At 61.1% G+C, this 23,693-nt stretch carries 25 protein-coding genes; 5 read left to right on the top strand and 20 right to left on the bottom strand.

The window, feature by feature from the left end:
- Positions 1–114 precede the first annotated feature (114 nt).
- A complete protein-coding gene (locus EV286_RS00835; protein ID WP_132955103.1) occupies positions 115–2,118 on the top strand; it encodes a glycosyl transferase in 2,004 nt (667 codons plus the stop codon).
- A 103-nt stretch (positions 2,119–2,221) separates the two neighbouring features.
- On the opposite strand, the gene EV286_RS00830 is transcribed toward EV286_RS00835, so the two are convergent.
- The 3 genes from EV286_RS00830 to EV286_RS00820 are packed head-to-tail and all read right to left on the bottom strand — an operon-like array spanning position 2,222 to position 5,390.
- A complete protein-coding gene (locus tag EV286_RS00830) occupies positions 2,222–3,457 on the bottom strand; it encodes a glycosyltransferase (RefSeq protein ID WP_132955102.1) in 1,236 nt (411 codons plus the stop codon).
- Entirely contained in the window at positions 3,454–4,530 is a 1,077-nt protein-coding gene (locus tag EV286_RS00825; protein WP_132955101.1) for a radical SAM protein, read from the bottom strand. The genes EV286_RS00830 and EV286_RS00825 overlap by 4 nt, the downstream gene beginning before the upstream one ends.
- Positions 4,527–5,390 carry an NAD(P)-dependent oxidoreductase gene (locus tag EV286_RS00820; protein ID WP_165932763.1) on the bottom strand — a complete coding sequence of 288 codons (864 nt, stop codon included), beginning with the start codon at positions 5,388–5,390 and terminating at the stop codon, positions 4,527–4,529. Before EV286_RS00820 ends, EV286_RS00825 begins: the two co-directional genes overlap by 4 nt.
- 116 nt (positions 5,391–5,506) lie before the next feature.
- Between EV286_RS00820 and EV286_RS00815 the strand changes: the two genes are divergently transcribed.
- The 4 genes from EV286_RS00815 (at position 5,507) to EV286_RS00800 (ending at position 10,198) form a co-directional block, all read left to right on the top strand.
- Complete coding sequence (locus EV286_RS00815; RefSeq protein WP_132955100.1) at positions 5,507–6,742, top strand: FkbM family methyltransferase; 1,236 nt, start codon at positions 5,507–5,509, stop codon at positions 6,740–6,742.
- On the top strand, positions 6,739–7,482 hold the full coding sequence (locus tag EV286_RS00810; protein WP_132955099.1) for an FkbM family methyltransferase: 744 nt from the start codon (positions 6,739–6,741) through the stop codon (positions 7,480–7,482). Before EV286_RS00815 ends, EV286_RS00810 begins: the two co-directional genes overlap by 4 nt.
- Positions 7,483–7,485: 3 nt before the next feature.
- Positions 7,486–8,298: a cephalosporin hydroxylase family protein gene (locus EV286_RS00805; RefSeq protein WP_132955098.1), complete on the top strand. Its 813-nt coding sequence runs from the start codon at positions 7,486–7,488 to the stop codon at positions 8,296–8,298.
- Positions 8,299–8,521: 223 nt separating this feature from the next.
- The gene (locus EV286_RS00800) at positions 8,522–10,198 is read left to right on the top strand and encodes a radical SAM protein (RefSeq protein ID WP_132955692.1); all 1,677 of its coding nucleotides are present in this window, start codon (positions 8,522–8,524) and stop codon (positions 10,196–10,198) included.
- A gap of 248 nt (positions 10,199–10,446) precedes the next feature.
- On the opposite strand, the gene rfbC is transcribed toward EV286_RS00800, so the two are convergent.
- From rfbC to flgF, 17 genes are all read right to left on the bottom strand, one after another.
- The gene (gene rfbC, locus EV286_RS00795; protein ID WP_132955097.1) at positions 10,447–10,995 is read right to left on the bottom strand and encodes a dTDP-4-dehydrorhamnose 3,5-epimerase; all 549 of its coding nucleotides are present in this window, start codon (positions 10,993–10,995) and stop codon (positions 10,447–10,449) included.
- A gap of 71 nt (positions 10,996–11,066) precedes the next feature.
- The gene (locus EV286_RS00790) at positions 11,067–12,314 is read right to left on the bottom strand and encodes a glycosyltransferase family 2 protein (RefSeq protein WP_132955096.1); all 1,248 of its coding nucleotides are present in this window, start codon (positions 12,312–12,314) and stop codon (positions 11,067–11,069) included.
- Between the two features lie 58 nt (positions 12,315–12,372).
- Complete coding sequence (rfbG, locus tag EV286_RS00785; protein WP_132955095.1) at positions 12,373–13,476, bottom strand: CDP-glucose 4,6-dehydratase; 1,104 nt, start codon at positions 13,474–13,476, stop codon at positions 12,373–12,375.
- The gene (gene rfbF / locus EV286_RS00780) at positions 13,467–14,246 is read right to left on the bottom strand and encodes a glucose-1-phosphate cytidylyltransferase (RefSeq protein WP_132955094.1); all 780 of its coding nucleotides are present in this window, start codon (positions 14,244–14,246) and stop codon (positions 13,467–13,469) included. Before rfbF ends, rfbG begins: the two co-directional genes overlap by 10 nt.
- Positions 14,247–14,507: 261 nt before the next feature.
- Entirely contained in the window at positions 14,508–15,245 is a 738-nt protein-coding gene (gene fliP / locus EV286_RS00775; protein WP_132955093.1) for a flagellar type III secretion system pore protein FliP, read from the bottom strand.
- Complete coding sequence (locus EV286_RS00770; protein ID WP_132955092.1) at positions 15,242–15,760, bottom strand: flagellar basal body-associated FliL family protein; 519 nt, start codon at positions 15,758–15,760, stop codon at positions 15,242–15,244. Before EV286_RS00770 ends, fliP begins: the two co-directional genes overlap by 4 nt.
- 41 nt (positions 15,761–15,801) lie before the next feature.
- On the bottom strand, positions 15,802–16,515 hold the full coding sequence (gene flgH, locus EV286_RS00765) for a flagellar basal body L-ring protein FlgH (RefSeq protein ID WP_132955091.1): 714 nt from the start codon (positions 16,513–16,515) through the stop codon (positions 15,802–15,804).
- A complete protein-coding gene (locus tag EV286_RS00760) occupies positions 16,512–17,042 on the bottom strand; it encodes a MotE family protein (RefSeq protein ID WP_132955090.1) in 531 nt (176 codons plus the stop codon). Before EV286_RS00760 ends, flgH begins: the two co-directional genes overlap by 4 nt.
- Positions 17,039–18,163 carry a flagellar basal body P-ring protein FlgI gene (locus EV286_RS00755; RefSeq protein ID WP_132955089.1) on the bottom strand — a complete coding sequence of 375 codons (1,125 nt, stop codon included), beginning with the start codon at positions 18,161–18,163 and terminating at the stop codon, positions 17,039–17,041. Before EV286_RS00755 ends, EV286_RS00760 begins: the two co-directional genes overlap by 4 nt.
- The gene (flgA, locus tag EV286_RS00750) at positions 18,160–18,624 is read right to left on the bottom strand and encodes a flagellar basal body P-ring formation chaperone FlgA (RefSeq protein ID WP_245500596.1); all 465 of its coding nucleotides are present in this window, start codon (positions 18,622–18,624) and stop codon (positions 18,160–18,162) included. Before flgA ends, EV286_RS00755 begins: the two co-directional genes overlap by 4 nt.
- Positions 18,625–18,660: 36 nt before the next feature.
- Positions 18,661–19,449 (bottom strand): flagellar basal-body rod protein FlgG, encoded by a 789-nt coding sequence (gene flgG, locus EV286_RS00745; protein WP_132955087.1) that lies wholly within the window; start codon positions 19,447–19,449, stop codon positions 18,661–18,663.
- An 18-nt stretch (positions 19,450–19,467) separates the two neighbouring features.
- On the bottom strand, positions 19,468–19,809 hold the full coding sequence (locus tag EV286_RS00740; protein WP_132955086.1) for a flagellar hook-basal body complex protein FliE: 342 nt from the start codon (positions 19,807–19,809) through the stop codon (positions 19,468–19,470).
- Positions 19,806–20,225, bottom strand: a complete 420-nt coding sequence (gene flgC, locus EV286_RS00735; protein WP_132955085.1) for a flagellar basal body rod protein FlgC — start codon at positions 20,223–20,225, stop codon at positions 19,806–19,808. The genes EV286_RS00740 and flgC overlap by 4 nt, the downstream gene beginning before the upstream one ends.
- Before the next feature lie 4 nt (positions 20,226–20,229).
- Positions 20,230–20,622, bottom strand: a complete 393-nt coding sequence (flgB, locus tag EV286_RS00730) for a flagellar basal body rod protein FlgB (protein WP_132955084.1) — start codon at positions 20,620–20,622, stop codon at positions 20,230–20,232.
- Positions 20,623–20,827: 205 nt separating this feature from the next.
- Complete coding sequence (locus EV286_RS00725) at positions 20,828–21,388, bottom strand: flagellar protein (RefSeq protein ID WP_132955083.1); 561 nt, start codon at positions 21,386–21,388, stop codon at positions 20,828–20,830.
- An 11-nt stretch (positions 21,389–21,399) separates the two neighbouring features.
- Positions 21,400–22,806, bottom strand: a complete 1,407-nt coding sequence (gene fliI, locus EV286_RS00720; RefSeq protein WP_132955082.1) for a flagellar protein export ATPase FliI — start codon at positions 22,804–22,806, stop codon at positions 21,400–21,402.
- Between the two features lie 14 nt (positions 22,807–22,820).
- Positions 22,821–23,555, bottom strand: coding sequence for a flagellar basal-body rod protein FlgF (gene flgF / locus EV286_RS00715; RefSeq protein WP_132955081.1), 735 nt, complete (start codon positions 23,553–23,555; stop codon positions 22,821–22,823).
- Positions 23,556–23,693 lie beyond the last annotated feature (138 nt).

The raw sequence follows: 23,693 nt of genomic DNA, 5'->3' as shown, positions 1-23,693 counted from the left end.
TTCACATGCGAAGGTTGACGCCTATGGGTCCGCGAGCACGGGATTTGTGGCGTTCGGCACGAACGCTGCGAGTTCGCCTCGGCATTCGCGGGTGGATTTCAAGCGGGGTCGATTTTGAACAACAATGCTTCATTCGCGGCGGCATCGAAGGACTATCAAGGCGGCCGCTATGTCCAATCCCTCGAAAAGCTGAACATGCTTCTGAACGACCAGAAGGATGCGAAGACATATGCCCTGCTCGCGAAGAACCTCGTGAAGCTCGGCATGAAGGGTGACGCCGCCAAGGCATTTGCGCTTGCGGGCAACCTGGATGGACAGGGTGGCATCGAATACATGCGCAGGGCCGCGATGCTTCACTTCGAGTGCGGCCACGAGGACGACGCGCTTCTTCTAGGGCTTCGCCTGATGGCACGTGCCCAGAACGACGCCGACATTGCCTTCATCCTGGCATCCATCTACCTGAAGCGCGGCCGCGATGACCTGCTCAGCCCCTTCAGGAAGGTGCTCGGCGAAAGCAGCAACCCCGATCATGTCCGACTGTCGATTTTCTTGCTGACCAACAACCCGCATGACCGCAGCGTCGACGCGCTCGTCCGAACGCTGTTCCGGCGCTTTCCCGATGTCGTCCCGCTACGCCTGCTCTACCTCATTCTCTGCCGCGAAATCTGCGACTTCGAGGCGACAGATCGGCATCAGCCACTCGTTGACCGCCTGATTGCCGAAGGCGACACAAGCTTCTTCGAAAAGGAAACGGCGTTCTACAATCTGCAGTGGTGCAACGACGAGGCCCTGAACCGGCTTGCCATATCCGGCACCCGCCCGATCAGCGAGGAGCATCGGCGCAAGCGTCGCTCGCAGCCTCATGCCTGGGAGCAACGGATCCGCATCGGATATCTCTCGTCCGACTTCTGGGACGGACACGCGACGATGAAGCTGCTGCAAAGGGTGCTGGAGATGCACGACCGCAGTCGCTTCGATGTGACGCTCTATTGCCACACGCCGGAAGACCAGATCCTGCGCAACCGCGCTGACCGCACGCGCTGGGGACGAATCGTCAGCGTTGGCGGCATGTCCAACGAGGAAGCCGTCTCGGCGATGCGAGACCAGGGCATCGACATTCTCGTGGACCTCAAAGGTCCAACGTCCGACAGCCGCTACGACATCCTCAATCACCAGATTGCGCCGATCCAGGTTTCGTGGCTGGGCTTCCCGGGCAGCACCGTGAATACCGACATCGACTACGTCATCGGCGATCCCTACGTTCTGCCGGATACCGCCAAGCCCCACTACGACGAGAAATTCGTCCGTCTCCCCGAAACCTATCAGCCGAACGATCCGGTTCACAGACCGGCACCTACCCCGGTCTCGCGTAGCGAACTCGGCCTGCCGGAGGACAAGTTCGTCTTTGCGTCATTTAACGCCAACCGCAAGATCACGGCCAAGGCTGTCGACGTCTGGTGCAACATCCTGAAGCGCGTGCCCGATAGCGTGCTATGGCTGATGACCACATCGGAGGCGAGCCAGGCCAACCTGGCTGCGCGCTTCCGCAAGCGCGGCATTCCCAGCAAGCGCGTAATATTCTGCCAGCGGGCACGGTACGAGAACCATATCAGCCGTCTTCGCGCCGCCGACCTCGCTCTGGACACCTGGCCGTACAACGGCCATACGACCACCTCCGAGCAGCTGTGGGCTGGACTGCCAGCGCTCACGCTCAAGGGCACCAACTTTGCCTCACGCGTCAGCGAGAGCCTGCTGAACGCCATCGGCCTACCCGAGTTGATCGCCGACGACGCGACCGCCTACGAGGAGATGGCCGTCGCTCTCGCCAACGACCCGGAGCGCATCGCCGGCTACAAGCGGCGGCTCGACGACAACCGCTTCATGAAGCCCCTCTTCGACGCCGACCGCTTCACTGCCCATCTCGAGCGCGCTTATGAGCTCATGGTGGAACGTGCGAAAGCGGGACTTGAGCCGGTTCACTTCGACGTACCGGCCCTTGCAGAGCGCACCGCGCCGTTTGAAGCTGCCGATACCGTCACATACGTCGCCGCACCGTCGGCACCCGATATCCAGGATGACAGCGACAGCCAGACGGACTATCAGCTCTTCAACTTCTAGAGCCAGGGAAACGGCACGTTCTGGCAGCGCAATCGCTCAGAGCTCCGCAGCGGACGAGATCTCTGCTGCGGGGCATCGAAGACGATGATTGGAAGGTCGCGGCTTAGGCTTGCCGCCCGGCACGCAACTGCAGGTTCAGCAACCCAGCGTCATTCGGGAAGCAGGCGAGAAAATGGGCGACGCTGCCCTTGGCCGCTCCACCACCCAGGTCGATTGCACCGGGATCAAGGTCGGTTCCGCTTCGCCGCTGCGTCGACAGAAACCAATCGACGGGCGAGGTTCCGAGATATCGGCCGAAATCGACGCTTCGCTTCGGTGAATGCAACAACGGCCGATAGCAGCGCTCCAGATCAGCGGCGGAAATGTCTGGCCGGTGCGTGAGGCGAATACTCTCGGCTGCATGTGCGCCGATGCGCGCGACCTCTTCCGGATGGCGGAGCATCCAGGCGAGCTTGGCCGCGGCCTCCGCCTCGTCGCTTGCGACAAGGCCCGTCTCGCCATCCTTCACAATTGCACGCTCTGCGGGATTGCCGAAGACGAGCGGCACGACACCAAGCGACATCGCCTCGACGAGGACGTTCTCGGCCGTGCCGTAGTGGTCCGGGCGCAGGAGATAGACGAGTATCGTCGCCTCCTCCAGCATCCTGCGCGGTTCGGGGTGCTGCCCTTCGAAAACGACACGCTGCGGATGGCGCATCCGGGCGGCTCGTCGCAGCGGCTCGCCGTCGGCGTCGTATTGGCCCCATATCGACAGTTTGAAATCGATATCGTCGACCGAATCCAGAACATCGAAGAATGCGGGATGCATTTTCACGAAGTCGACCGTTCCCAGATAGACGGGTTTGGCTTTCGTCCGAGCCGGCACCTCGCCCTCGTAGCCGAATCCGCTGTTGACGACTGCGAGACGCGAACTCAGTGCATGTGGCAAGCCGACGATATTGTCGGCCGCAAGCGAACAGGGGGATGTAAAGAGCAAGCGGTCCGCCGCCTCTGCCAGGCGTTCGGGAAGGAAGGGCGGGCTGAGCCCGGATACATGCGCCCAAAAGACGGAACGCATCGGGGGCAATTGCCATTGCGAGAGGCATTCGTACAGGCGGGGGTGGTTCCACCACTCGATCTGGACGATGTCCGCCGCATCGACTAACTCACGCAGTTCAGTGGCGCCGCCAAAAACCAGCCTCGCGCCGGCCGCCTCCACCATTGATGCGAAGCGACGGTCACGAGGCTCTTCGAGAAGGAAATAGGTTCTTTCGATGGTCCCTGCACCGGCGGCCTGGATGGAGGCATGGGCCTTGCCCACGCCTCCGCCAAGATGCGGAGTGATGTGCAGGACCTTCATTCGGCCGCGGCGGGAAACGGCATCCTGATGCCGCCGGGGGCCGGAACATCGGGGTTCAGCGCGACGAGCCGCTTGAACTTCTCGAGCAGCATCGGGCGATGGGCATCGATATTATCAGGCAGGCAATGCGTCAGCTGGCCACAGTTTCCGCAGGTCTGGTTTTCGCAGCGGCGACCTTCGAGATGCTGAAGCCTCAGGGCATTCATCTTGTCGGAATTCCAGATCTGCTTCATCGTCTGTTCGCGTGCATCGCCGATGATGAGCTTGCGGCCCCAGTCGAGGAAGCAGGAGGAGACGAGGCCATCGGCGTTCACCGAGCAGCCGTAGAAGATGTAGGGGCAGGTGTCCGTGTTGCCGATTTCCTGCTGATAGATACCCTTCGTGATCTTGACCCCGGTATGCTGCTCGATATCGAATTCCGGCCAGCAAGGTGCGAAATTCTCGATGAAGATACGGTCGGCGTAGTCGCCGAAGGTATCGAAGAATTCCTGCTGCTGCGCCTGTGTGATCAGTTCACCGGGGATCTTGATCGAGATCTCGCAATCACCCCTGTTGTCGTAGAGCCATTTGACGTTTTCGACGAACTTCGGGAAGTCGAACTTGAAGCCGGTGAACTTCATGTACTGTTCGACATTCATTCCGTCGACGGAGATGTTGATCTTGTCGATGCCGGCGGCGATGATCGGTGCCATGCGCTCGGGCGTGATGAACGTGCCGTTCGTCGTCGTATCGATGTACTCGATGTATCCGCTCTTCTTGGCATAGGCGACCATGTCGGCGAAGCGCTTGTTGAGGAGCGGCTCGCCGTCCTTGTACATGCGCAGAACCTTGATCGGCTCCCCGAATTCGCCGAGGTCGTCGATGACCTTCTGAAACACCTCGTACTTCATCGCACCCTGGTAGCGGCCGGTTTCCGCAATCATGTCGCGGTGGCCGGTGGGGCAGAAGGTGCACTTGAAGTTGCAGGAGCTTGCAGGGTCAACAAAAACGATGAAGGGTGTCGACAATGGGATGACGGTCTCGAGAGCCGTGCGGTCCTCAAGGTTGATACGCGGCTTCAACTGGGCTTTCATTGATTCGCCTCCGGCGACCGATTGGGTGCGATAGCGTTGCAGACACCAACGACAGCAGCCGGATCGGAGGGATGGATTGCAGCCGTGCCGAACTCCAGCAGGTCGCGCCTGCCGTATTCGTCGGCTATAGCCTCCACCAACTGGCGTATCGTTGTGGGTTTACCTGAACAAATGTTGATTGCCCCAGCCTGACCTGTTTCAATCACACCGGCGATCATCGCCCCAGCTTGCCGAACATCGAGGAAGTCGCGTAGTTGCGTTCCAGCGGAAAGCTTTGCAACTTCCCCTTTTTCAAGCCGTTCACGGACATAGGGGACCAGACGCGCCGAATGTTCCCCTTCCCCGAAGAGATAGAAGAGCCGGCACCATGAAAAGGCGGTTCCCTGCTTCGCGAAGAACTTTGCCAGCATCTGGTAAACGGAAAGTTTAGATGCCGCATAGAGCGTTGCCGGCGCGAATTCCGATTCCACCGTGAGCCGATCCGACGGCAGGCGGTATTCGAAACAGGTGCCGACGCCGACGAAATGCGGCACGCCCGCCTTCGCCGCGCCCAGCGCCAATTGCAGCGTCCCGGAAACGCAGTCGAAATTTGCGGGGGAGTCTAGATACTTGCCGGGCTCGACATACCACGCACAATGGATGACCGCGTCCATGCCCGTGCAATGCGCCTCCCACCACGCCGAATCCTCGGCGAAGATGTCCTCGCTGCGAGCCATCATGCCGTCCGCGACCGGCGCAATGAGACGATCCTCCGAGCCGGGCCGCAACACCACCTTGACCTCGTGGCCGGCCTCTCGCAGCGACCGGTGAATCTGCCGCCCGACAAAACCGCTCGCTCCGGTCAGCATCACCCGCGCCATGACAAGCTCCACGAAAGCTGTGTGTCTATAACTAGGCGTCGAGTTGGCGGCATCTGGGACCATCCGAATCAGGTTTCGATTGGGCGCCAATCTAGCAACGGGGGTAGGCAGGCGAAATGGACTTCAGGCAAGAGGGCGCCACTGCAGCGCCGCTGAAGGCCGCGCACAGGATTGGGCCGCCTCGTCACCTAACCTCCTCAGACCGCGTCTCGGCTCAACGCCTGCTCCACGAGATCGCTGCCGAGCCAGGTATGCTCGGCCCTGCAAGCCCGCGCCAGCCACTCGTGCTCTACGGCGGCGGCGACCTGGGTCTGCTCGCCCGCGAACACCTGCGAACCGTGGGCTGCGACATCGCCATAGTCGTCGATCGCAATGCCGCCGCACTTTCGGCCGGAACAGCGTGGCGAGGCATCCCCGTCCTGGCTCCGGACGACGTCCCCGCGACACTCAAGAACGAGGCGCTGCTTGCCGTCAGCATCGTCACCAGCCCGTATTCCGCGCTCGAGGCGGCGCTGCGCGCGGATGGCTGGCGGGATATCCTGCCCTTCTACGATCTCGCCGAATCCTTCCGCGACCGGCATCCGCTCTCGAACGGATGGTTCGCAGCACCCTTCGAGCCGGGCGAACTCCAACTCGTTGCCGACGTGCTCGATGGATGGGAGGATGACAGATCCCGCGCCCATCACCTTCAGTTCATCGCCTGGCGACGTCTCAGGCAAGAGTGGATGTTTTCGGACGCGCCGGTGACCATTCGCGACCGCTTCTTCATACCCGAGATCGTGCATTGCCTCACCGACAGCGAGTTCTTCGTCGATGGCGGCGCACATCATGGAAGCGTAAGCGCACGGTTTCTTTCTGAATCCCGAGAACGCCTTTCCGGAATTGTCGCGATCGAGCCGGACGCAGCGAACCGGGGCGTCCTTGCCGACTACCTCGGCGGTCTGCCGTCTGAGACAAGGAGCCGCATCGCCGTGTCGGATGCCCTGCTCGACAAGGAATGCTCCAATCGGCGCTTCCACGAGGGATTGGGGTACGCCTCCCAGCTCTCCGAGACCGGCAACTCCCTGGCGACCACAACTACGCTCGACTCTCTCGATCTCAGTCCGACATTCATCAAGCTTCACCTCGAGGGAGCGGAACTGGCGGCGCTACAGGGCGGAGCGCAGACCATTGTCCGGCATCGCCCGATCCTGGCGCTGACGACCTATCACAATCCCGACGGCATCTGGCGGACGCCCGCCTGGCTCACGGAGAACCTCGAAGACTATCGTTTTCTGATGCGGCTCCACGGCTGGTGCGGCACCGGTGCCGTCGTCTACGCGATACCCAAGGAAAGATGGCGGAATTCATGACCGGATACGTTTCGGATCCCCTACTCGTCTATGATCTCGGGATGAACAACGGCGATGACGCCGAGTACTACCTGAAGCGCGGATTCCGCGTCGTCGGGCTGGAGGCCAACCCCTCCCTCTGCGAAAAGGCCCGTGTGCGCTTTGCCCGCGAAATAGCCGACGGCCGAATGACCGTCATTCACGCGGCGATCTGGGAGACTTCGGGCGAGACGCGATTCTTCGTCAACCTGGAAAACGACCACTGGAGCAGCATAGATATCGGCTGGGCTGGTCGAAATGAAAGCAGCTGCAGCGAGATCACCGTCCGCTGCGTCACGCTTCCCGAGCTCTTTTCGATCCATGGCGTACCCCACTACCTGAAGATCGACGTCGAGGGCGTCGACCATGTCGTTCTCGAGCAGTTGCGCTCCATGGACGCCCCTCCCCGCTTTGTCAGTGTCGAGGATTGCCGCTTCGGGTTCGAATACATGAAATCGCTGGCTGCCTCCGGATACGACGGTTTCAAGCTGCTCGACCAATCGACGGTCGGAGGGATGTTCGACGAGGTTGCCGACCATGCCTTCAAACCGGGATCCTCGGGACCCTTTGGGGAAGACGTGCCGGGACCATGGCTTTCCTATGAGCACATGGTCGATCTCTACTCGCGCACAGTCCGCGATTTCGAAGGCAACCGGCTCGCGCCCCGTACCCAGTGGTGGGACATCCACTGCACGCGCATTCAACAGTCCGAAAGAGAATAGAACATGTCTGAAGAAACGAAATTCGCAGAATACGTGCGCGGGAATATCGAAAGCGCGGGTCAGGATGCCGGCTTCATCGGTCTGTCGCAGGTCTGGGTGCGCGAGTGCATACGTCACAATTACGCGCAGAACTTCACCTGGCTTGGTCGCCCGATCATCCAGGTGCCGCAGGACGTCTATGCCATCCAGGAACTGATCTGGACCTGCCGCCCGGATATCGTCATCGAGACCGGCATTGCCCACGGCGGATCGCTGATCCTGAGCGCGTCAATGCTCGCCATGCTCGACTACTGCGATGCGCTGCAGCAAGGTGTTGTGCTCGATCCGCGTGCGAGCCGCCGCAAGGTCGTCGGCATCGACATCGACATCCGGGCCCATAATCGCGCCGGCATCGAGAACCATCCCCTCGCCCACAAGATCAAGATGATCGAGGGATCGTCCGTAGCGAGCGCCGTCTTCGAACAGGTGCTTGCCCAGAGCGAAGGCTATGAAAGGGTCATGGTCTTCCTGGATTCCAACCACACGCATGAGCATGTACTCGCCGAGCTGGAACTCTACGCGCCGCTTGCCTCAAAGGGCTCCTACTGCGTCGTCTGGGACACCGGCGTCGAAGACCTTCCCCCCGACATGTGCTCCAATCGGCCCTGGGGCAAGGGCGACAATCCGAAGACGGCAGTCTGGGAATACATGAAGCGCCTGGAAAATGAGGGGCGGAAGGCAAGGGACGGCCAGGATCTGCGCTTCGAGTGCGACAAGACCATCGAGCACAAGATCATGATTACGGCCTCTGCCGACGGATTTCTCCGCCGGATTTGATGAAAGCAATGCATAGCCCGGCCTGGCCCCTCCCTTCGGATCGCGCTCAATCACAGCCTGAGACAAGCTCGATGGTGCACGTTTCGAGGAACGCGTCCATCGGGTGTCGGGATAGTGATATCGACCTCGGAGATGAACAGCCACCGGGCCAATCACCGCCCGAAAATAGTCTTCTCCTCCGAGTGCTTCAAAAGTCCGGAGCTCTTAAACAAGGTTGCAGATGATGACGAGACTGCTTTTTGTGATCCCGCCGTACTTCAATGCCGCCGACTATATCGGCAAGGTGCGAAACGCAGTGCTGCCCGCCTTCACGATTCCCTACGGAATCCTGTCGATGGAGACCTATCTCAAGCAAAACTGCTCGACCGACATCGAGATTCAGCTGGTCGATCTCAACATCACGCTGAAGGAGCTGGTCGAGGACGGGCGCGCGGACAGCCATGAGGAAATCTTCGCCAAGCAGCTGACTGGCATCATGGCAGATTTCCGCCCGGACATCGTGGGCGTTTCGGCACTGTTCAATTCCTCGTTCCGCTACATCCAGTCCCTGGTCTCCACCGTTAAGAAATTCGACAAGTCGATCCTGACGATAGCCGGTGGCGGCTTGCCCTCCGCGGCATACCAGATGATGCTCGAGCGTTGCCCCGATCTCGACGCAATCTGCAAGGGCGAAGGCGAAATGCCGCTCAAGGTATTGCTCGATGCTCCCGACAAGGCGCGCGTGCTCGAAAGCCACAAAGCGTGGGTCACGCGCGAGGGTGTAGGGCGCGGCAAGGTGCCTGCGCACGACTTCATAGACAATCTCGACGAGATTCCGCAATTGAACTACGAGATTGTCGATCTCAACAACTACAACAGCCGCAGCATCGACAAGCGATACGCCAACGAACCACGGCGTGAAATGGCAATCCATACGTCCCGCGGCTGCCCCTTCCTCTGCGTCTTCTGTTCCAATCCATCACTTCACGGGCGCACTGTGCGCTTCATGTCGATCGAGCGTGTCGTCGAGGATGTGAGGCGCATGCGCGATGAATTCGGCATGACGGTGCTGATGGTCGAGGACGATCACTTTTTCCAGGACAAGGAGCGCGCCAAGGCGCTCCTGGCCGCGCTTGCGGAACTCAACATTCGCCTGGAATTCCCCAATGGGGTCGCCGTCTACGCAATCGACGAGGAAGTGGCCGAGCTTTTCTCGCGAGCCGGCGTTTCCGCCGTGGCGCTCGCCGTCGAATCCGGTTCGGATCACGTTCTGAACAACATCATCAAGAAGCCGTTGAAGAAGAAATTGATCCGCCCCGCGGTTGAGGCGCTACGCAAGTTCAACGTTCGCAGCCACGTCTTCATCGTGGCGGGGCTGCCTGGCGAGGAAGACGAGCATCGGCAGGAAACGGTGGAGATGCTGCTCGAAAACGGCTTCGATTGGATCCACGTCTATCTCGCCATCCCGATTTTTGGCAGCCGGCTTTACGACATCTGCGTCGAGAAAGGCTATATCCAGTCCACGGACAACGACGACTTCGTTGCCACCAAGACGGTTCTCAACGTTCCGGGGCAGGATCCGAAGAAGCTGGAAGCCTATGCCTATGAAACTCAGCTCCGGGTCAATTTCATAGAGAACTACAATATGCGTATCGGTCGCTACGATGTGGCCATTCACTACATGAAAAACGTCTGCGAAAAATATCCGGACCACGCCTTTGGTCAGCTCTACGTCGCCCGTTGCTATAGCGCGATAGGTGAACAGACGCTGGCAACGGTCCACGCCGCGAAGGCACTGGAAATCTTTGAACGCGACGAATGGTGGCGCTCGCTCGCCGAACGCTACGGCGTTGACTATTCCGACAGCCTTGCCTTGGCATTGCCCCAAGCACAGCCAGTTGCGCAAATGCTTCAGGCTTGAGGCGGCCGGCGAAGCCGATCAGCGTATCCAGAAGACACTCGGCGGACCAACCCCCGAGTGTCTCTTGGACCGGCCTTTCACACTCATGATGCTTCGCAACAAGGATGGTGTCGCGCCGATCAGGCACGCTGCGTTGTCACCGACGACATCGGCCGACGACGCCGCCTTGGCGTGACGCCGGTCGGGAAGCCCGCTTCTACCTTTGATGACGGACGCCGGCTACGGCGCGGCCGAAACAGCCAACCACGTCACAATTCGATCGGGCGAAGCTCGGAAAAGGATGGCTGGCTCCGATCCTTCGGTGAAACGTTAGCGGCCGGCAACGGCCAGGCAATGTTCAATGCCGGGTCGTCGTAGCGCAGTCCGCCCTCCTGTTCGGGCGAGTAGAATTCCGAGACGAAGTACATGAGCTCGGTGTCCGGCTCGAGCGTCTGGAAACCATGCGCAAAGCCGCGCGGTATGTAGATTGCATTGCGCGCATCGGCGGTCAGCTCGCAGCTGGTCCAATGGCCATAAGTCGCAGAGCCGGCACGAATATCGACGATGACGTCGAGGGCCGCACCGCGCACGCAGCGCACCAGCTTCACCTCCGCCTTCGGCGGCCGCTGAAAATGCATGCCGCGAATCGTGCCCTTTTCCCGGCTGAAGGAACTATTCGTCTGGACCCAGGCGGTCTCCAGCCCTTGCGTGCCGAACTCACGTGCGCAGAAGCTTCGTGCAAAGAAGCCTCTTTCATCCTCAAACCTCTGAAGATCGGCCGTGAACGAACCAGGCAAGGAAAGCGGCGTGAACAGCATGGGGTCGGTATTCCGATGGAGGGATGGGTCCGGAGACTGGTGTCAAGCCAGCCTGCTTGCCGGCGGGATATCTACACGAGCACCCAGCCCGCGAGGTCGACCTCGCGGAAGACAAGGTTCGGGATAAAACCTCTGTCGACATAGCTCTCCCGGTCCGGGTCTCCGGGAACGAGAACAGCTGCCTTCAGGATTTCACCCGCCGTGTAGCCTTCGGTATCCGAGACGACCATGATGTCCTCCCTTAACCCGAGACTGCGCAGCGTCGCCTCGAGGGGTGCCACGTTCGTCATCTTGTGAAGGACGACGCGATCGATGCCCGCGGCCGCATTGGCCATCCACGCCAATGTCTGCAACGCAACCATCCGCCGCATGACGCCTTTCAAAGGCTCGAGTTCCGGGTGGTTTCCGAAGCCGTTGAACGCCACCCGGGCATAGAGTTCGTAGGCACGCAGATAATCATGCCTCGCCAGCCACATCCTTATGGCCACGACCATCCTTGCGCAGGTGAATTCCCGCATCTGATTATGATACTGCTGGCCCTGCTGACCTCCCAGCTCGATCGTGCCCCGCTTCGCAGCGACATAGAGAAAATACTCAAGACCGCCACGATATTTGTCCCAGGAGTCCAGAACTTCTTCGTGCCCGAGTTGCTGCCGGTCCCGGGCAATGATCGTCTGTATGATGGCGCGATAGAACGGCGTCTTCAGGAACGCCACGTCGCCGAGATCGAGAAAATGCGCCAGATGCGCGAAGGGCGAATAGCACAAACGCGTCGGAATCGTCGCAGACCGCATTGCGCTGCTTCGATAGATCGCTATTTCCGGAAAGACGTGGCGGGCCATGAGAAGGGCGAACACGCCGGGAAAATTGCGGCGCGCAAACTGGATGTTTTCATCCATCCTGTAGAAGGTCGGGCCGTCTGTTCCCTCCACTTCATTGTGAAGATACCAGGGCGCGTAGCAGGCCGATACCTCGGGATGCTGCTCCAGATAGGCGATGGCGCTGCGGATCCCGTCCATGATCAGCCGGTCGTCGTCCGCGGTATAGATTGCGTAGTCGCCCCTCGCATGACGAAACGCACTATGGGCGTTGGGTTCGATGCCGCCGTTCGTCTGGCGCCGGAAGTACCTTATGGGAAGACCGCCCCTGGTGAACTCGTCCACGACGTCGCGAGTGTCGTCGGTGGATGCGTTGTCGGATATGACGATCTCGTAAGTGAACGGGAAGTCGATATTCTTCTGATAGAATTCCAGCGCCCGACGAAGGAAAGCGGAGCGATTGTAGGTGGGTATGCAGATGCTCAGCTTTACTGGATCCATAGTCATTCTCGGAGGCCTTCATGTGTACGTACGGCGGGCTGCGGCTTGCCGGCGGTTTTCAGCCTGCCATTTCCATGCGTGCCCGCGCCGAGACGAGCTCTCGTGTCGGTGCCCGTTCTTCGTAAGCCTCGATCTGGGCCAGCATGAGCGCTCGCGTGTCGGCGCCGTCATGGCGCGCCTTGTACCAGGCCGCAGTCCACTCAAGCGTCTCGGAGAGGCTCAAGCGTGGTTTCCATCCGAGCGACGCACTCGCAAGATGGGAGTCAAGCGTCAGTGTGGTCGCTTCCGGAGGATGCTGCCCCGGCATCTGTTTCCACGCTTCGCTGAGCCCATAGGTCGAACCGAGGATGCCCACGACTTCCGCAACGGTCGCAAGAGCCTTGGGATCGGGACCGAAATTGAGGGCCTCCGGGATCGCGGGTGCCCTGAGATCGAGCGCCTCGGCGAGCATCAGGTAGCCGCTCAGCGGTTCGAGCACATGCTGCCAGGGCCTAACGGCCTCCGGGTAGCGAAGGAAGACAGGCTCGCCCGCTTCGATTGCCCTCATGAAGTCTGGGATCAACCGCCCCTCGGACCAGTCGCCTCCACCAATGACGTTACCCGCCCTTGCTGTGGCGATGGCAATGTCGTCGTTGCGCAGAAAGCTGTCCCTGTAACAGGCGCTGACGAGTTCGGCACACGCCTTCGAACTGCTGTACGGATCCTCGCCGCCGAGCGTATCCTCTTCGGCGAAGGGTTCACCGAGACCCTCATTCCGGTACACCTTGTCCGACGTCACGACCACGAGGGTCCTGACCGTTCCCGCGCGGCGTACGGACTCAAGAAGATTGACGGTGCCCATCACGTTGGTCGAGAACGTTTCGACCGGATCGGCGTAGGAGCGACGCACCAGCGGTTGCGCCGCCATGTGGATGACGATCTCCGGCTTTGCCTCCTTCAGGACGCGCGCTAGAGCGGCCCCGTCCCGAACGTCCAGAATGTTGTGCCGTTGCGACGACCAGGGCGCCAGCGTCTCGTAGAGCGAACCGCTTGCAGGGGCGAGCGCCGCAGTATGAACCTCTGCGCCCAGCCGTTGCAGCCACAGGCAAAGCCAGGAGCCCTTGAAGCCGGTATTCCCGGTAACGAAAACCCTGCGCCCATTCCAGAACGTTTCTATGCCCATATCTTCCACGGTGCCTTTTCTGTGCGCCACATATCGTCGAGCAGGATGCGCTCGCGAAGCGTGTCCATCGGTTGCCAGAAGCCGTCATGAATGAAAGCCGCCAGTTCGCCCTGTTCTGCCAATGCCTGGAGCGGACCGGTTTCCCAAACGGTCGCGTCGTCTTCAATGAGATCAACCACGGAGGGATCGAGAATGAAGAAGCCGCCGTTCACGCGCTGGGAATCGTTCTTCGGCTTTTCGTTGAAGGCCGTAATGCGGTGTTCGTTGAGGTTCATGTCGATCACGCCGAAGCGCCCGGGCGGCGTTACCGCGCACATCGTCGCCTTGAGGCCATGATCGCGATGAAATTCGATCTCGCCGGAAATGTTGACGTCGCCAACGCCATCACCATAGGTCAGGCAGAAAGGCTGACCGTCATCCAGATGCCTTCGGATGCGCTTCAGGCGGCCACCGGTCATGGTGTTCAGTCCGGTATCGACAACCGTCACGCGCCAGTTCGGCGCAGCCTCGTTGTGATATTCGATGATGTTCCTGCTCAGATCGACGGTAATGTCGCTGTTGTGGAGCATCAGATTGGAGAAGTACTCCTTCAGCATGTATCCCTTGTAGCCGGCGCAGACGATAAAATCCGTGAGGCCATGGTGGGCATAGATCTGCATGACATGCCAAATGATCGGCTTCTCACCGATTTCCACCAAGGGCTTTGGACGCGCTGTCGTCTCCTCGGAGAGCCGGGAGCCATACCCGCCGGCGAGAATCACGACTTTCATGGGTATTTACTCCAGAGCTTGAAGACATGGTCTTCATCGTGTTGATGCCCACGGCCGCGCTCACGCCGGCACTTCACACTCGGGAGGCCGTGACGGAACCGAGGCTATCGGTAGGGCAAGTCTGTCACCTAACTCTTGCGTGAAGCTTGCCCGCGCTGGCCGGAGCGCCGTGCAACAGCGCCCCTCAGGATGGAGAGCGACGGCAAGCGGGCGACGGCCACCCGCTTGGCGCCTCTGGCCGAAATCGTCTCGACGGGAATCTCAGGAGAAGGATCGGACCAGGCTGCCGACAAGCAGGTTCCAGCCGTCAATCAGCACGAAGAAGAGGATCTTGAACGGCAGGGATATGGTCGTCGGCGGCAGCATCATCATGCCCATCGCCATCGTGATAGTCGCGACGATGAGGTCGATGACGAGAAAGGGGAGAACGACAAGGAATCCGATTTCGAAGCCCCGGCGAATCTCGGAGATCATGAACGCCGGAACGAGAACGCGGTAGTCGATCCTGTCGTCGTTGACGACGGTCTGGCCCCGCTCCTGCGCAAGGTCCACGAACAGGCGCAGGTCCTTATCGCGCGTATTGGCCGACATGAAGGTACGGAATGGCTCTGCGATGCGCTGCACCGCGTCGGCCTCGGTTATCTGGTTTGCGAGAAGCGGCTGCACGCCGTCCTGCCAGGCGCGGTCGAAGGTCGGCGCCATGACGTAGAAGGTCATGAACAGCGCGAGGCTCAGAAGGATCATGTTGGAGGGCGTCGATGCAAGGCCCATTCCGGTGCGCAGGATCGAGAAGGCGATGATGAAGCGCGGAAAGCTCGTCACCATGATCAGGATGCCCGGCGCGACTGACAGGATCGTCAGCAGGCCGAACGTCCGGATGATCCAGGCAGCCGCCGATCCGTCAACCGGCAGGTTCAGAAGGTCAGTCGGCAGCTGCTGCGCTGCCGCCAGCTCCGGCATCGCCATCATGGCGACAAGGAAACTAATATATCGAATCATTCAACCACAAACGTTCTGAACATGACCTTCGATACTCGTCCTTCCGAGCGCAGGTCAACACGTTCCTGAATGTCATCCTTGAGATATTGAAAGCCGCGAGGACCCTCGATCTGCTGGAGGGAGACGGTGCGGATGTAGGCCATGATATCCTGGTGGATATCTTCCGCGATCTTGGCGTCGGGAGGCCCCTTGAACATCAGTGCGACCTCGAGGCGAACCCAGTTTTCGGCGGGATAAGCCAGGTTCGAGGTGATCGGCTCGAGCTGGACGATGCCGTTCGCCTCTGTCGAGATGCGAGGCAGTCCCTGCTCGCCCGCCGACTTCCCGGCTTCGGCCTGTTTTTCCTCGGCGGCCTTCTGCGCCGCCTCGGCGCCGCGGATGTCCGGAGCGATCATGGCTCCGACGAGCCAGCCGCCGCCGCCGCCGACCAATGTCAGCAGAGCGACGCCGGCAACGGTCATCAGCAGCGCCGACTTTGCCTTCTTGCCACCGCTTTCGCCTTCAGATTCCGCCATGCTCTAGTCCACCCATGTGCTTCACGCTCGTTCTCCCCACGTCAGAGCGGAGAGAAGAGGTCGATCGCCTGCTGGCCGCGCGGCGGCTGCTGGACTTCCATCAGGCGGCCGCGGCCGCCATAGGAGATGCGAGCCTCGGCGATCTTCTCGTAGGAGATCGTATTGTTGGAATCGACATCCTGCGGCCGCACGATCCCGGCGACATTGAGAATGCGCAGTTCCTGGTTGACGCGCACTTCCTGCGAGCCGCTGACGACCAGGTTGCCGTTTTCGAGGATGCCGGTGACGACGGCGGCGACGCGCAGCGTCAGCTTTTCCGACCGCTTGATCTTGCCCTTGCCGTCCGTGCTGGTATCCGAGCCGTAGGTGGCGTCGGTCGTCGACTGCGGCGTCCACCCGAAAATCTGCGCGTTGATGTCCCAGTTCAGGCCGCTCGAATTCGTGCGGCTGCGGTTCGTCTCGTTGTCGAAGTCCGCCTTGTCATTGATCTGGATGTTGACCGTCATGATGTCGCCGACGTTCAGCGCGCGCGCATCCTTGAAGAGCGCGGCCTGCGAGTCGCTCCAGAGCGAATAGCCCTGGGCAACCTGGTGCGGCCGCTTCGGATAGAGCGACATCTGCGGGGTCTGGCCATATTGAAGACCGCTGCCGATCGGGCTCATGGCGGGCGCCGTGCCGATCTCCCTGATCGTCTGGTTCTGGCAGCCGGACAAGAGGAGAACCGCCGCCATTGCCGCCGGGAAATGCTTTCTCATTGGGTGCCCTTCGACGTATTGGGGTCGGACGCGCTGGCGATGATATTGGCAATCACCGCGGCCTTCTCGGCCTCCATTTCATTGAGGATGAGGCTCGACTGGCGGGCTCCGAGCCGCATGATCACGGCGGCGGCTACCTCGGTCTTGACCTCCTGCAACTGCAGGGCGGCCGCATCCGGCTTCATGTTCTTGTAGATGTCCGTGAGGCCGGCTTCGGCCTGCTTCAGGAAGTCGTTGCGGCGTTTCAGCCAGTCCTCGTACTCCGCGCGGCGCTGTTCGAGCACGGCAACGCGGCTGTCGACGTCGGCCTGCAGCTTCTCAAGCTCCTGCTTCTGCAGGAGATAGCGCTGGTCTCGTGCGGAGTCGGCGATATTGGTGCAGAACTGGCGGATTTCGTCCTCGGTGCTCGGCGGGCCGGCCGGCCTTGCTTCTTCCTGGGCGAATGCGCCCGGGATCGAAAGCAGGACAGCTACGGCAGCAGTCAGCCCGAGATTCCTTGCAGTTGACGTCAGCGAGACAGCTGTCATTGCAGAACGAGCTCCGCTTGTAGGGCGCCAGCCGACTTGATGCCCTGGAGGATGGCTATGATCCCGTCAGGCTTGACCCCGATATTGTTCAACCCGGCCACCAGCGTCCTCAGATCCGGACCCTGCAGCAGCGCCACACGCCCGCCCGTCTGGTTGGCGGTGATGTCCGTCATCGGCTGGACGGCCGTCACGCCGCGCGAAAAAGGCTCCGGCTGGACGATCTGCGGCATCTCGTTGACCTGCACGGTCAGGGTGCCATAGCTGACGGCGACAGGCGATACCCGCACATCCGCTCCGATGACGATCGTGCCGGTGCGCTCGTTGATAACCACCTTCGCCGGCGTGTCGGTCTCGACAACGAGGTTTTCCACGTCCGCCATGAGGCGGGTCAGATCCGCGGTCTTCGGCTTGTCGATGATGACTTCCTGGGAATCCCTCGCTTCGGCGATCGGTCCGCCGAAGCGGCGCGACGCGTAGCTGTTCACGATATCGGCAATGCGCACCGCGGTCGAGAAATCGGGGTTCCGCAACTGCAGCACCAGATTGATCGAGTCCTTGAAGCGCGATGGAAGTTCTCTCTCGATGATGGCGCCACCCGGCACGCGGCCGCCGGTCGTGACGCCCTCCGTCAAGGTTGCTGCCTCGCCCTGCGCGGAGAAGCCGGAAACGATCACCGAGCCCTGCGCAACGGCGTAGATCAGTCCGTCGGCACCCGTCAGCGACGTCATGATGAGCGTACCACCGCGCAGCGAGGTGGCATCACCGAGCGAGCTCACGGATACGTCGATACGGCTGCCCGGGCTTGCGAAGGGCGGAAGATTTGCGGTGACCATCACGGCCGCCGTGTTCTTCGCGTTCGACTGGCCGCCCTGGGTCGAGATGCCGAGGTTCTGCAGCATGGCGCGAAGCGACTGCTCGGTGAAGGGGGAAGAACGCAGGCTGTCGCCGGTGCCCTGCAGGCCCACGATAAGGCCATAGCCGATGAGCTGGTTGTCACGCCCGGCCTGGAGCGAGGCGATATCCTTGATGCGCGACGTCATCGCGCTCGACGCCGGCGTCGCGCCCCCGAAGGCGCAGGAGAGCGCCAGGGCAACGGCCATGAAACCACGCAGAATTCTCATTTCGCCACCACATGGATTGTGCCGTCCGCAAGCACCGTGCCGCTGACGACGACGCCGGAATCCATATTCCGTGCGCGGATCACGTCGCCGATTGATGCATCCTCCAGCGGAGTGCCGGCGGCGCTGATCGAGAGATTGCCGATTGCGAAGACGAGCCGTACGTTCGAGCCGCGCTTGACGGCATAGGGCGCCCGCAGCGCTGAAACGGAGATCGTCCGCCCGGGCAGAAGCGTGCGCGTCGACACGAGGCCTTCGACTTCGCTGGTAGACTTCGCGTAGTTCCCGGCGAGGTTCGGATTGGTAACCTCGACCTCGTGGGTGTTCGCGCTTGTCACTTCTTCGCCGGGATAAATGATCACGGTCGGCACGACGGCATATCCCATGTCGGCATATGCGGCCGCAGGCCCGAGCAGGCAGGCGCCGAGGAGCGCGCCTGCAAGCCGCAGCGCCGCGGCACTCATTTTCCGGCGAAACGTCATGTTCGGCCCTTCCCGTGGCTACTTCAGGTTCTTGCTGACGACCGAGGCCATTTCGTCGGCGGTCTGGATGACCTTCGAGTTCATTTCATAGGCGCGCTGCGCCGATATCAACTCGGTGATTTCCTTGACCGGATCGACGTTGGAGGATTCCAGATAGCCCTGCTTGACGTAGGCGACACCCGGATCATCGGGAACGGAGACCACCGGATCGCCCGAGGCGGGCGTCTCGGCGAAGAGGTTGTCGCCGAGTGGCTGGAGGCCTGCCTCGTTGACGAAGTTTGCAAGCGTCAGCTGGCCTAGAACCGTCGGTTCCGTATCGCCTGCTAGCTTCGCACTTATTTCGCCGGAGCGATTGACAGTCAGCTCGCTCGACCCTTCCGGAATGGTGATCCCGGGCACGACGTTGTAGCCCTCGATCGTGACGAGCTGCCCCTGGTCGTTCTTGTTGAAGGCGCCGGCACGCGAATAGAGCGTCGTGCCGTCTGCCGCCTCAACCTGAAACCATCCACGCCCGACCAGTGCCACGTCGAGTTCGTTGCCGGTCTGGGTAAGTTCGCCCTGGATGTGAAGGTTGCGAACTGCCGCGGTCTGGACGCCAAGGCCGATATTGGCACCTTCCGGAACGATCGCCTGGTTGGCGCGGTTCGCGATGCCCTGGGCGCGCTCGGTCTGGTAGAGAAGATCGGTGAATTCCGCGCGGGCGCGCTTGAAGCCGGTCGTGTTGATGTTCGCGATGTTGTTCGCGATCACCTCGAGGTTGGTCTGCTGGGCATCCATGCCCGTCGCAGCGATGGCAAGCGCTCTCATGTCTTCGTCCCTGACCTGCTAGATCTGCATTTTCGTTACGTCGAGATATGCCGACACGATCTTGTCGCGTAGCGAGATCGCGGTCTGCAGCGACTGTTCTGCCTGCATCACAGCATCGACGACTTCGCGCGTGCTGGCAGTACCCTTGATGCCGGCGAAGGATGCGCTTTCCGCGCCCTTCAGATTGTTGACCATGTCGGTCGCCATGTTGCTCATGACGGAGGCGAAGCTCGCTCCCTGCGAGAGGGCGACAGCTGCGCCGGGGTTGGCTTGCAAGGCCGTATCCACCGTTTCAGTGGCGACCTTGCCCAGCCCGCGGGTCATGGAAAGCGAGCTTACATTCTGAACATTGCTGATCATTGCGATGCCTTCAGGAGATCGATGGTCGCGGCAATCAGATCGCGCGACTGCTTGATGGTCTGGAGATTGGCTTCATAGGACCGGTTGGCTTCCCGCATGTCCGCCATTTCGACGAGCACGTTGACGTTCGGCATCTTGACGACGCCGCGGGCATCGGCCGCCGGATTATCGGGATCGAATTCGTCGGCAAAATCGGACTGGTCGAGGCCGAGCTTCTTGACGCCCACCGTCGTGACGCCGCTTGTGCGGTCGACCTGCTCGCCGAAGGTAATCGTCTTGCGGCGGTAGGGATCGGCCCCGGGCGTATCCCCCGTCGAGCGGGAGTTGGCGATGTTTTCCGAGACGATGCGCAGGCGCGTCGACTGGGCTTCAAGTCCAGAACCTGCGATTTTCAAAGCTGCTGAAAGCGGATCCATGACATCACTTCCTTACGGTCATCAACATCATTCGATGAAAGGACGTTACGAGCGCGGTGTTCATCTGGAACTCCCGCTTGATCTCACCGGTCTTCGAGAGCTCTTCCGCCAGTCCGACGGTATTTCCCGATTCCTGTACGCCGATCTCCTGGTCGAGCGCGGCATCCTTTACATCGATGTCGCTGCTCGTGCTCAGATCATTGCCGGAGAGGTGCGCCGGGTTGGTCCTCGCCATCGCGAACTGGGTGTTTTCCAGCACGGCGTTGAATGGCGTGATGTCCTTCGCCTTGAACTTGGGCGTATTGGCGTTGGCGATGTTGCCCGCGACAACCTCCTGGCGGATCGAAAGCCATTCGGCTTGCCGCGATGCCAGGCTAAAGAGCTGTATTGGTTCCATCGTTACTCTCCGTTCTTACCTGCTCGACACTAGGGGGGTAATCTTGCGTGGGACTTACGGAGAACGGCGGTCTCGCCCTGCAATTTCTGGGTGGTAAGATTTCGTCGCTGCACCGGCCAAAGCGCACGCGGAATCGACGCGAAAAAACCGCCAAGCGCTGCCGATCCCGGCTTCGCTCCGCGGCAAGCCTGCCATTCGGATCTGATCAGTCGTTCTGGAAAATGTCGCCCTTCGAGGTCACGATGACCCACTTGCCGTCGCGCTGCTCGAGCTTTGCAAGACGGCTGTCGTCGGGCAGGATCGAGCCCACCCGCACCACATACATGCCGGTGCCGTCCTGGATGAGTGCCCGGCCATTCGCCACATGGAGGAGGCGAAAACCGGTGCTGCCGGGGAAAGGCTGGCTTTCCGGAAGTGCGGCGGCATCCTTGTCCACGCGACCGATGCTCGTGGCAGTGGCCGTCGTCAGCGGGTCAACCGGCAATTCAGGCGGCTTCGCATCCGCCGCGTTCTTGTTGACCATCGCAAGCGGCGAAACGCTAAAGACGTTGCGCGCCGGCCAATTGGGAAGCTCACGGGAGCGATCCCCCTCGGCGACGTTGATGCCGAACTTGTCCTCGTTCAGGAAGACATACCACGGGAAGAATGCCGAAAGACCGGCGAGAACGAGTCCGGTCACGGTCAGCACGCGATCAAGCGCGGTCACGCCCCTGCGCGCTCGGGATTTTGGCGGAGCAACCGGTTCGTCTGCATCGAAATCAGTCACGTCTAGCCTTTCTATCTCGCCGGATGAACTGCGGGTTGCGCGGGCACATTGATCAATCCCGAACCGGTCTTGAGGGCGGTCGCCAGATCTGCGAACGCATCGGGCGAGGGCCTGTCGCCCGGCGTCTGCTTCAGGACGTCGTAGATGATCGGCACCTGCTTGATCGCCATGTCGAGATCCGGATCGCTGCCCTGGCGATAGCCGCCGATCAGTCGCAGGTCACGGGTCTCCTCGTAGCGATGTACCAGCGCCTTCAGCCGCGAGACCAGTTTCTCCTGGTCAGGTGTCCAAGCCTTGCGCGCCAGACGCGAAATCGAGGCAAGAGGATCGATCGGGGGATAGCGCCCCTCCTCCGCAAGACTGCGCTGCAGGACGATATGGCCGTCCAGGATGCCGCGGGTGGAGTCGGCGATCGGATCGTTGTGATTGTCGCCGTCGACGAGGATGGAAATGATCGCCGTGACGGTGCCCGTGCCTTCGGCCCCGGGTCCGGCGCGTTCCAGGAGGCGTGGCAGCTCGGTGAAGACGGAAGCGGGATAGCCGCGCGCGATCGGCGGCTCGCCGGAGGCCGTCGCCACCTCGCGGATGGCGTGAGCAAAGCGCGTAACGCTGTCGACGATCAGGAGAACGTTGTCACCGTTGTCACGGAAATGCTCGGCGATGGTCATGGCCGTCAGCGGCGCCATCTTGCGCAGCATCGGGCTTTCGTCGCTCGTCGCCACCACGGCAACGGTCTTCCTCATGTTTTCGCCGAGCGTATCCTCGATGAACTCCCTGACTTCGCGGCCGCGTTCGCCGACCAGCGCGATAACCACCTTGTCGAAAGTGCCGGCGCGGGCCAGCATCGACAGCAGCGTCGACTTGCCGACGCCCGAGCCTGCGAAGATGCCGAGACGCTGGCCGAGGCAGAGCGGCGAGAAAAGGTCGATCGCCCGGACGCCGGTGCGGAATCCCGTTTCGACGCGTCGCCGCGTCATGGAAGGGGGAGCCGAATTCGAGATTGAACGGCGTATCGAACCATTCGGAATCGGGCCAAGGCCGTCGATGGGCTCGCCAAGCGAATTGATCGTGCGGCCGCACCAGCTGTCGGTCGGGGCGACCCGGAAAGCGCCTTTGCGGATCACGGTATCATGGATGCCGATCGGCTCGCCGGGCTCGATCGGGCAGACATAGGTCAGTTCCGGCTCGACACGGACGACTTCGCCCAGATGAATGCCGGTCGCCGAACGATGTGCAACGAATTCTCCGAGGCGAACATGACGGGAAAGGCCACTGACCGTGTAGTGGCCGGCGGCGATGGTGCGCACGTGCCCGCCATGTGCAACGAGGGCATCCGGACGGGCGTAGCGGCCCGCCAGATCCGCAAGCTGGCTCAGCTTTGGGGAAATACCACCGTCAGGCAGCAGTTCGCTGGTCATCTAGGCTACCTCGATCAGCTGCTTCCACCCAGGGTCTTGATCGCCTCCTCCAGGGAGGACTCGCTGTCGTGGGTAAGAGCGCTGATGCTCTCGAAGGCACGGTTGACCTCGATGAGCTGGGTGATCTCGCGCATCGCGTTGACGTTGGAGTTTTCGAGATAACCCTGCGCGACACCGACGTTGAAGCGGTCGACGACGGGCAACGGTCGATCGGTGGGCATGACACCGCTGTTGTTGTAGCGCAGAAAGCCCTTGCTGATGTCGGCCTGATAGAGGCCAAGCGATGCAACCTGCCGATTGCCCTGAAACATGATGCCGTCAGCGCCGACCTTCGGCTCGCCCGCGGTTCGGTCGAGCTGGATCGGCGCACCGCCTGCGTCCAATACCGGATAGCCCTGGATGGATACGAGCTCGCCGGTGTCCTTGATGGTGAAGCGCCCGTCCCGGGTGAGCACCATGCCGCTCGGCGTGTCGAGGGCGAACCAGGCATTGCCCTTGATGGCGAAGTCCAGCATGTTGCCGGTGTGATCGAGTTCGCCATTGTCAGTGGAAAGGTAGTCGTTGCCCTGCGAGACGAAGGCGATCTTGGCGTTGAGGTCGTTGCGGGTATCGCTGAGCATCTGGTCGAACTTGACCTCGGTTCCCCTGAAACCGACCGTATTCACATTGGCCATATTGTCCGCGATCGTATTCAGGCGGCGCTCCAGCGCCATTTGCGAGGATATGGAAACGTAAATACCGGACTGCATCTGGCAAATCTCCGAACCGGGCATCAAACAAACGAGGGCGTGCTTGCTCGGTGCCGCGCCTTCGCTGAGCGAATCATCTCAAGAACGGGCCATGATCGCCCGTCTGTCTGTTCCCAATGTGCGGGCAAAGCCTTGCGC

It is taken from the genome of Rhizobium sp. BK251 (assembly GCF_004345245.1).
GTDB lineage: Bacteria > Pseudomonadota > Alphaproteobacteria > Rhizobiales > Rhizobiaceae > Rhizobium.
Note: the sequence above shows the minus strand (reverse complement) of the source record. Positions and strands in the feature narration are given on the sequence as shown.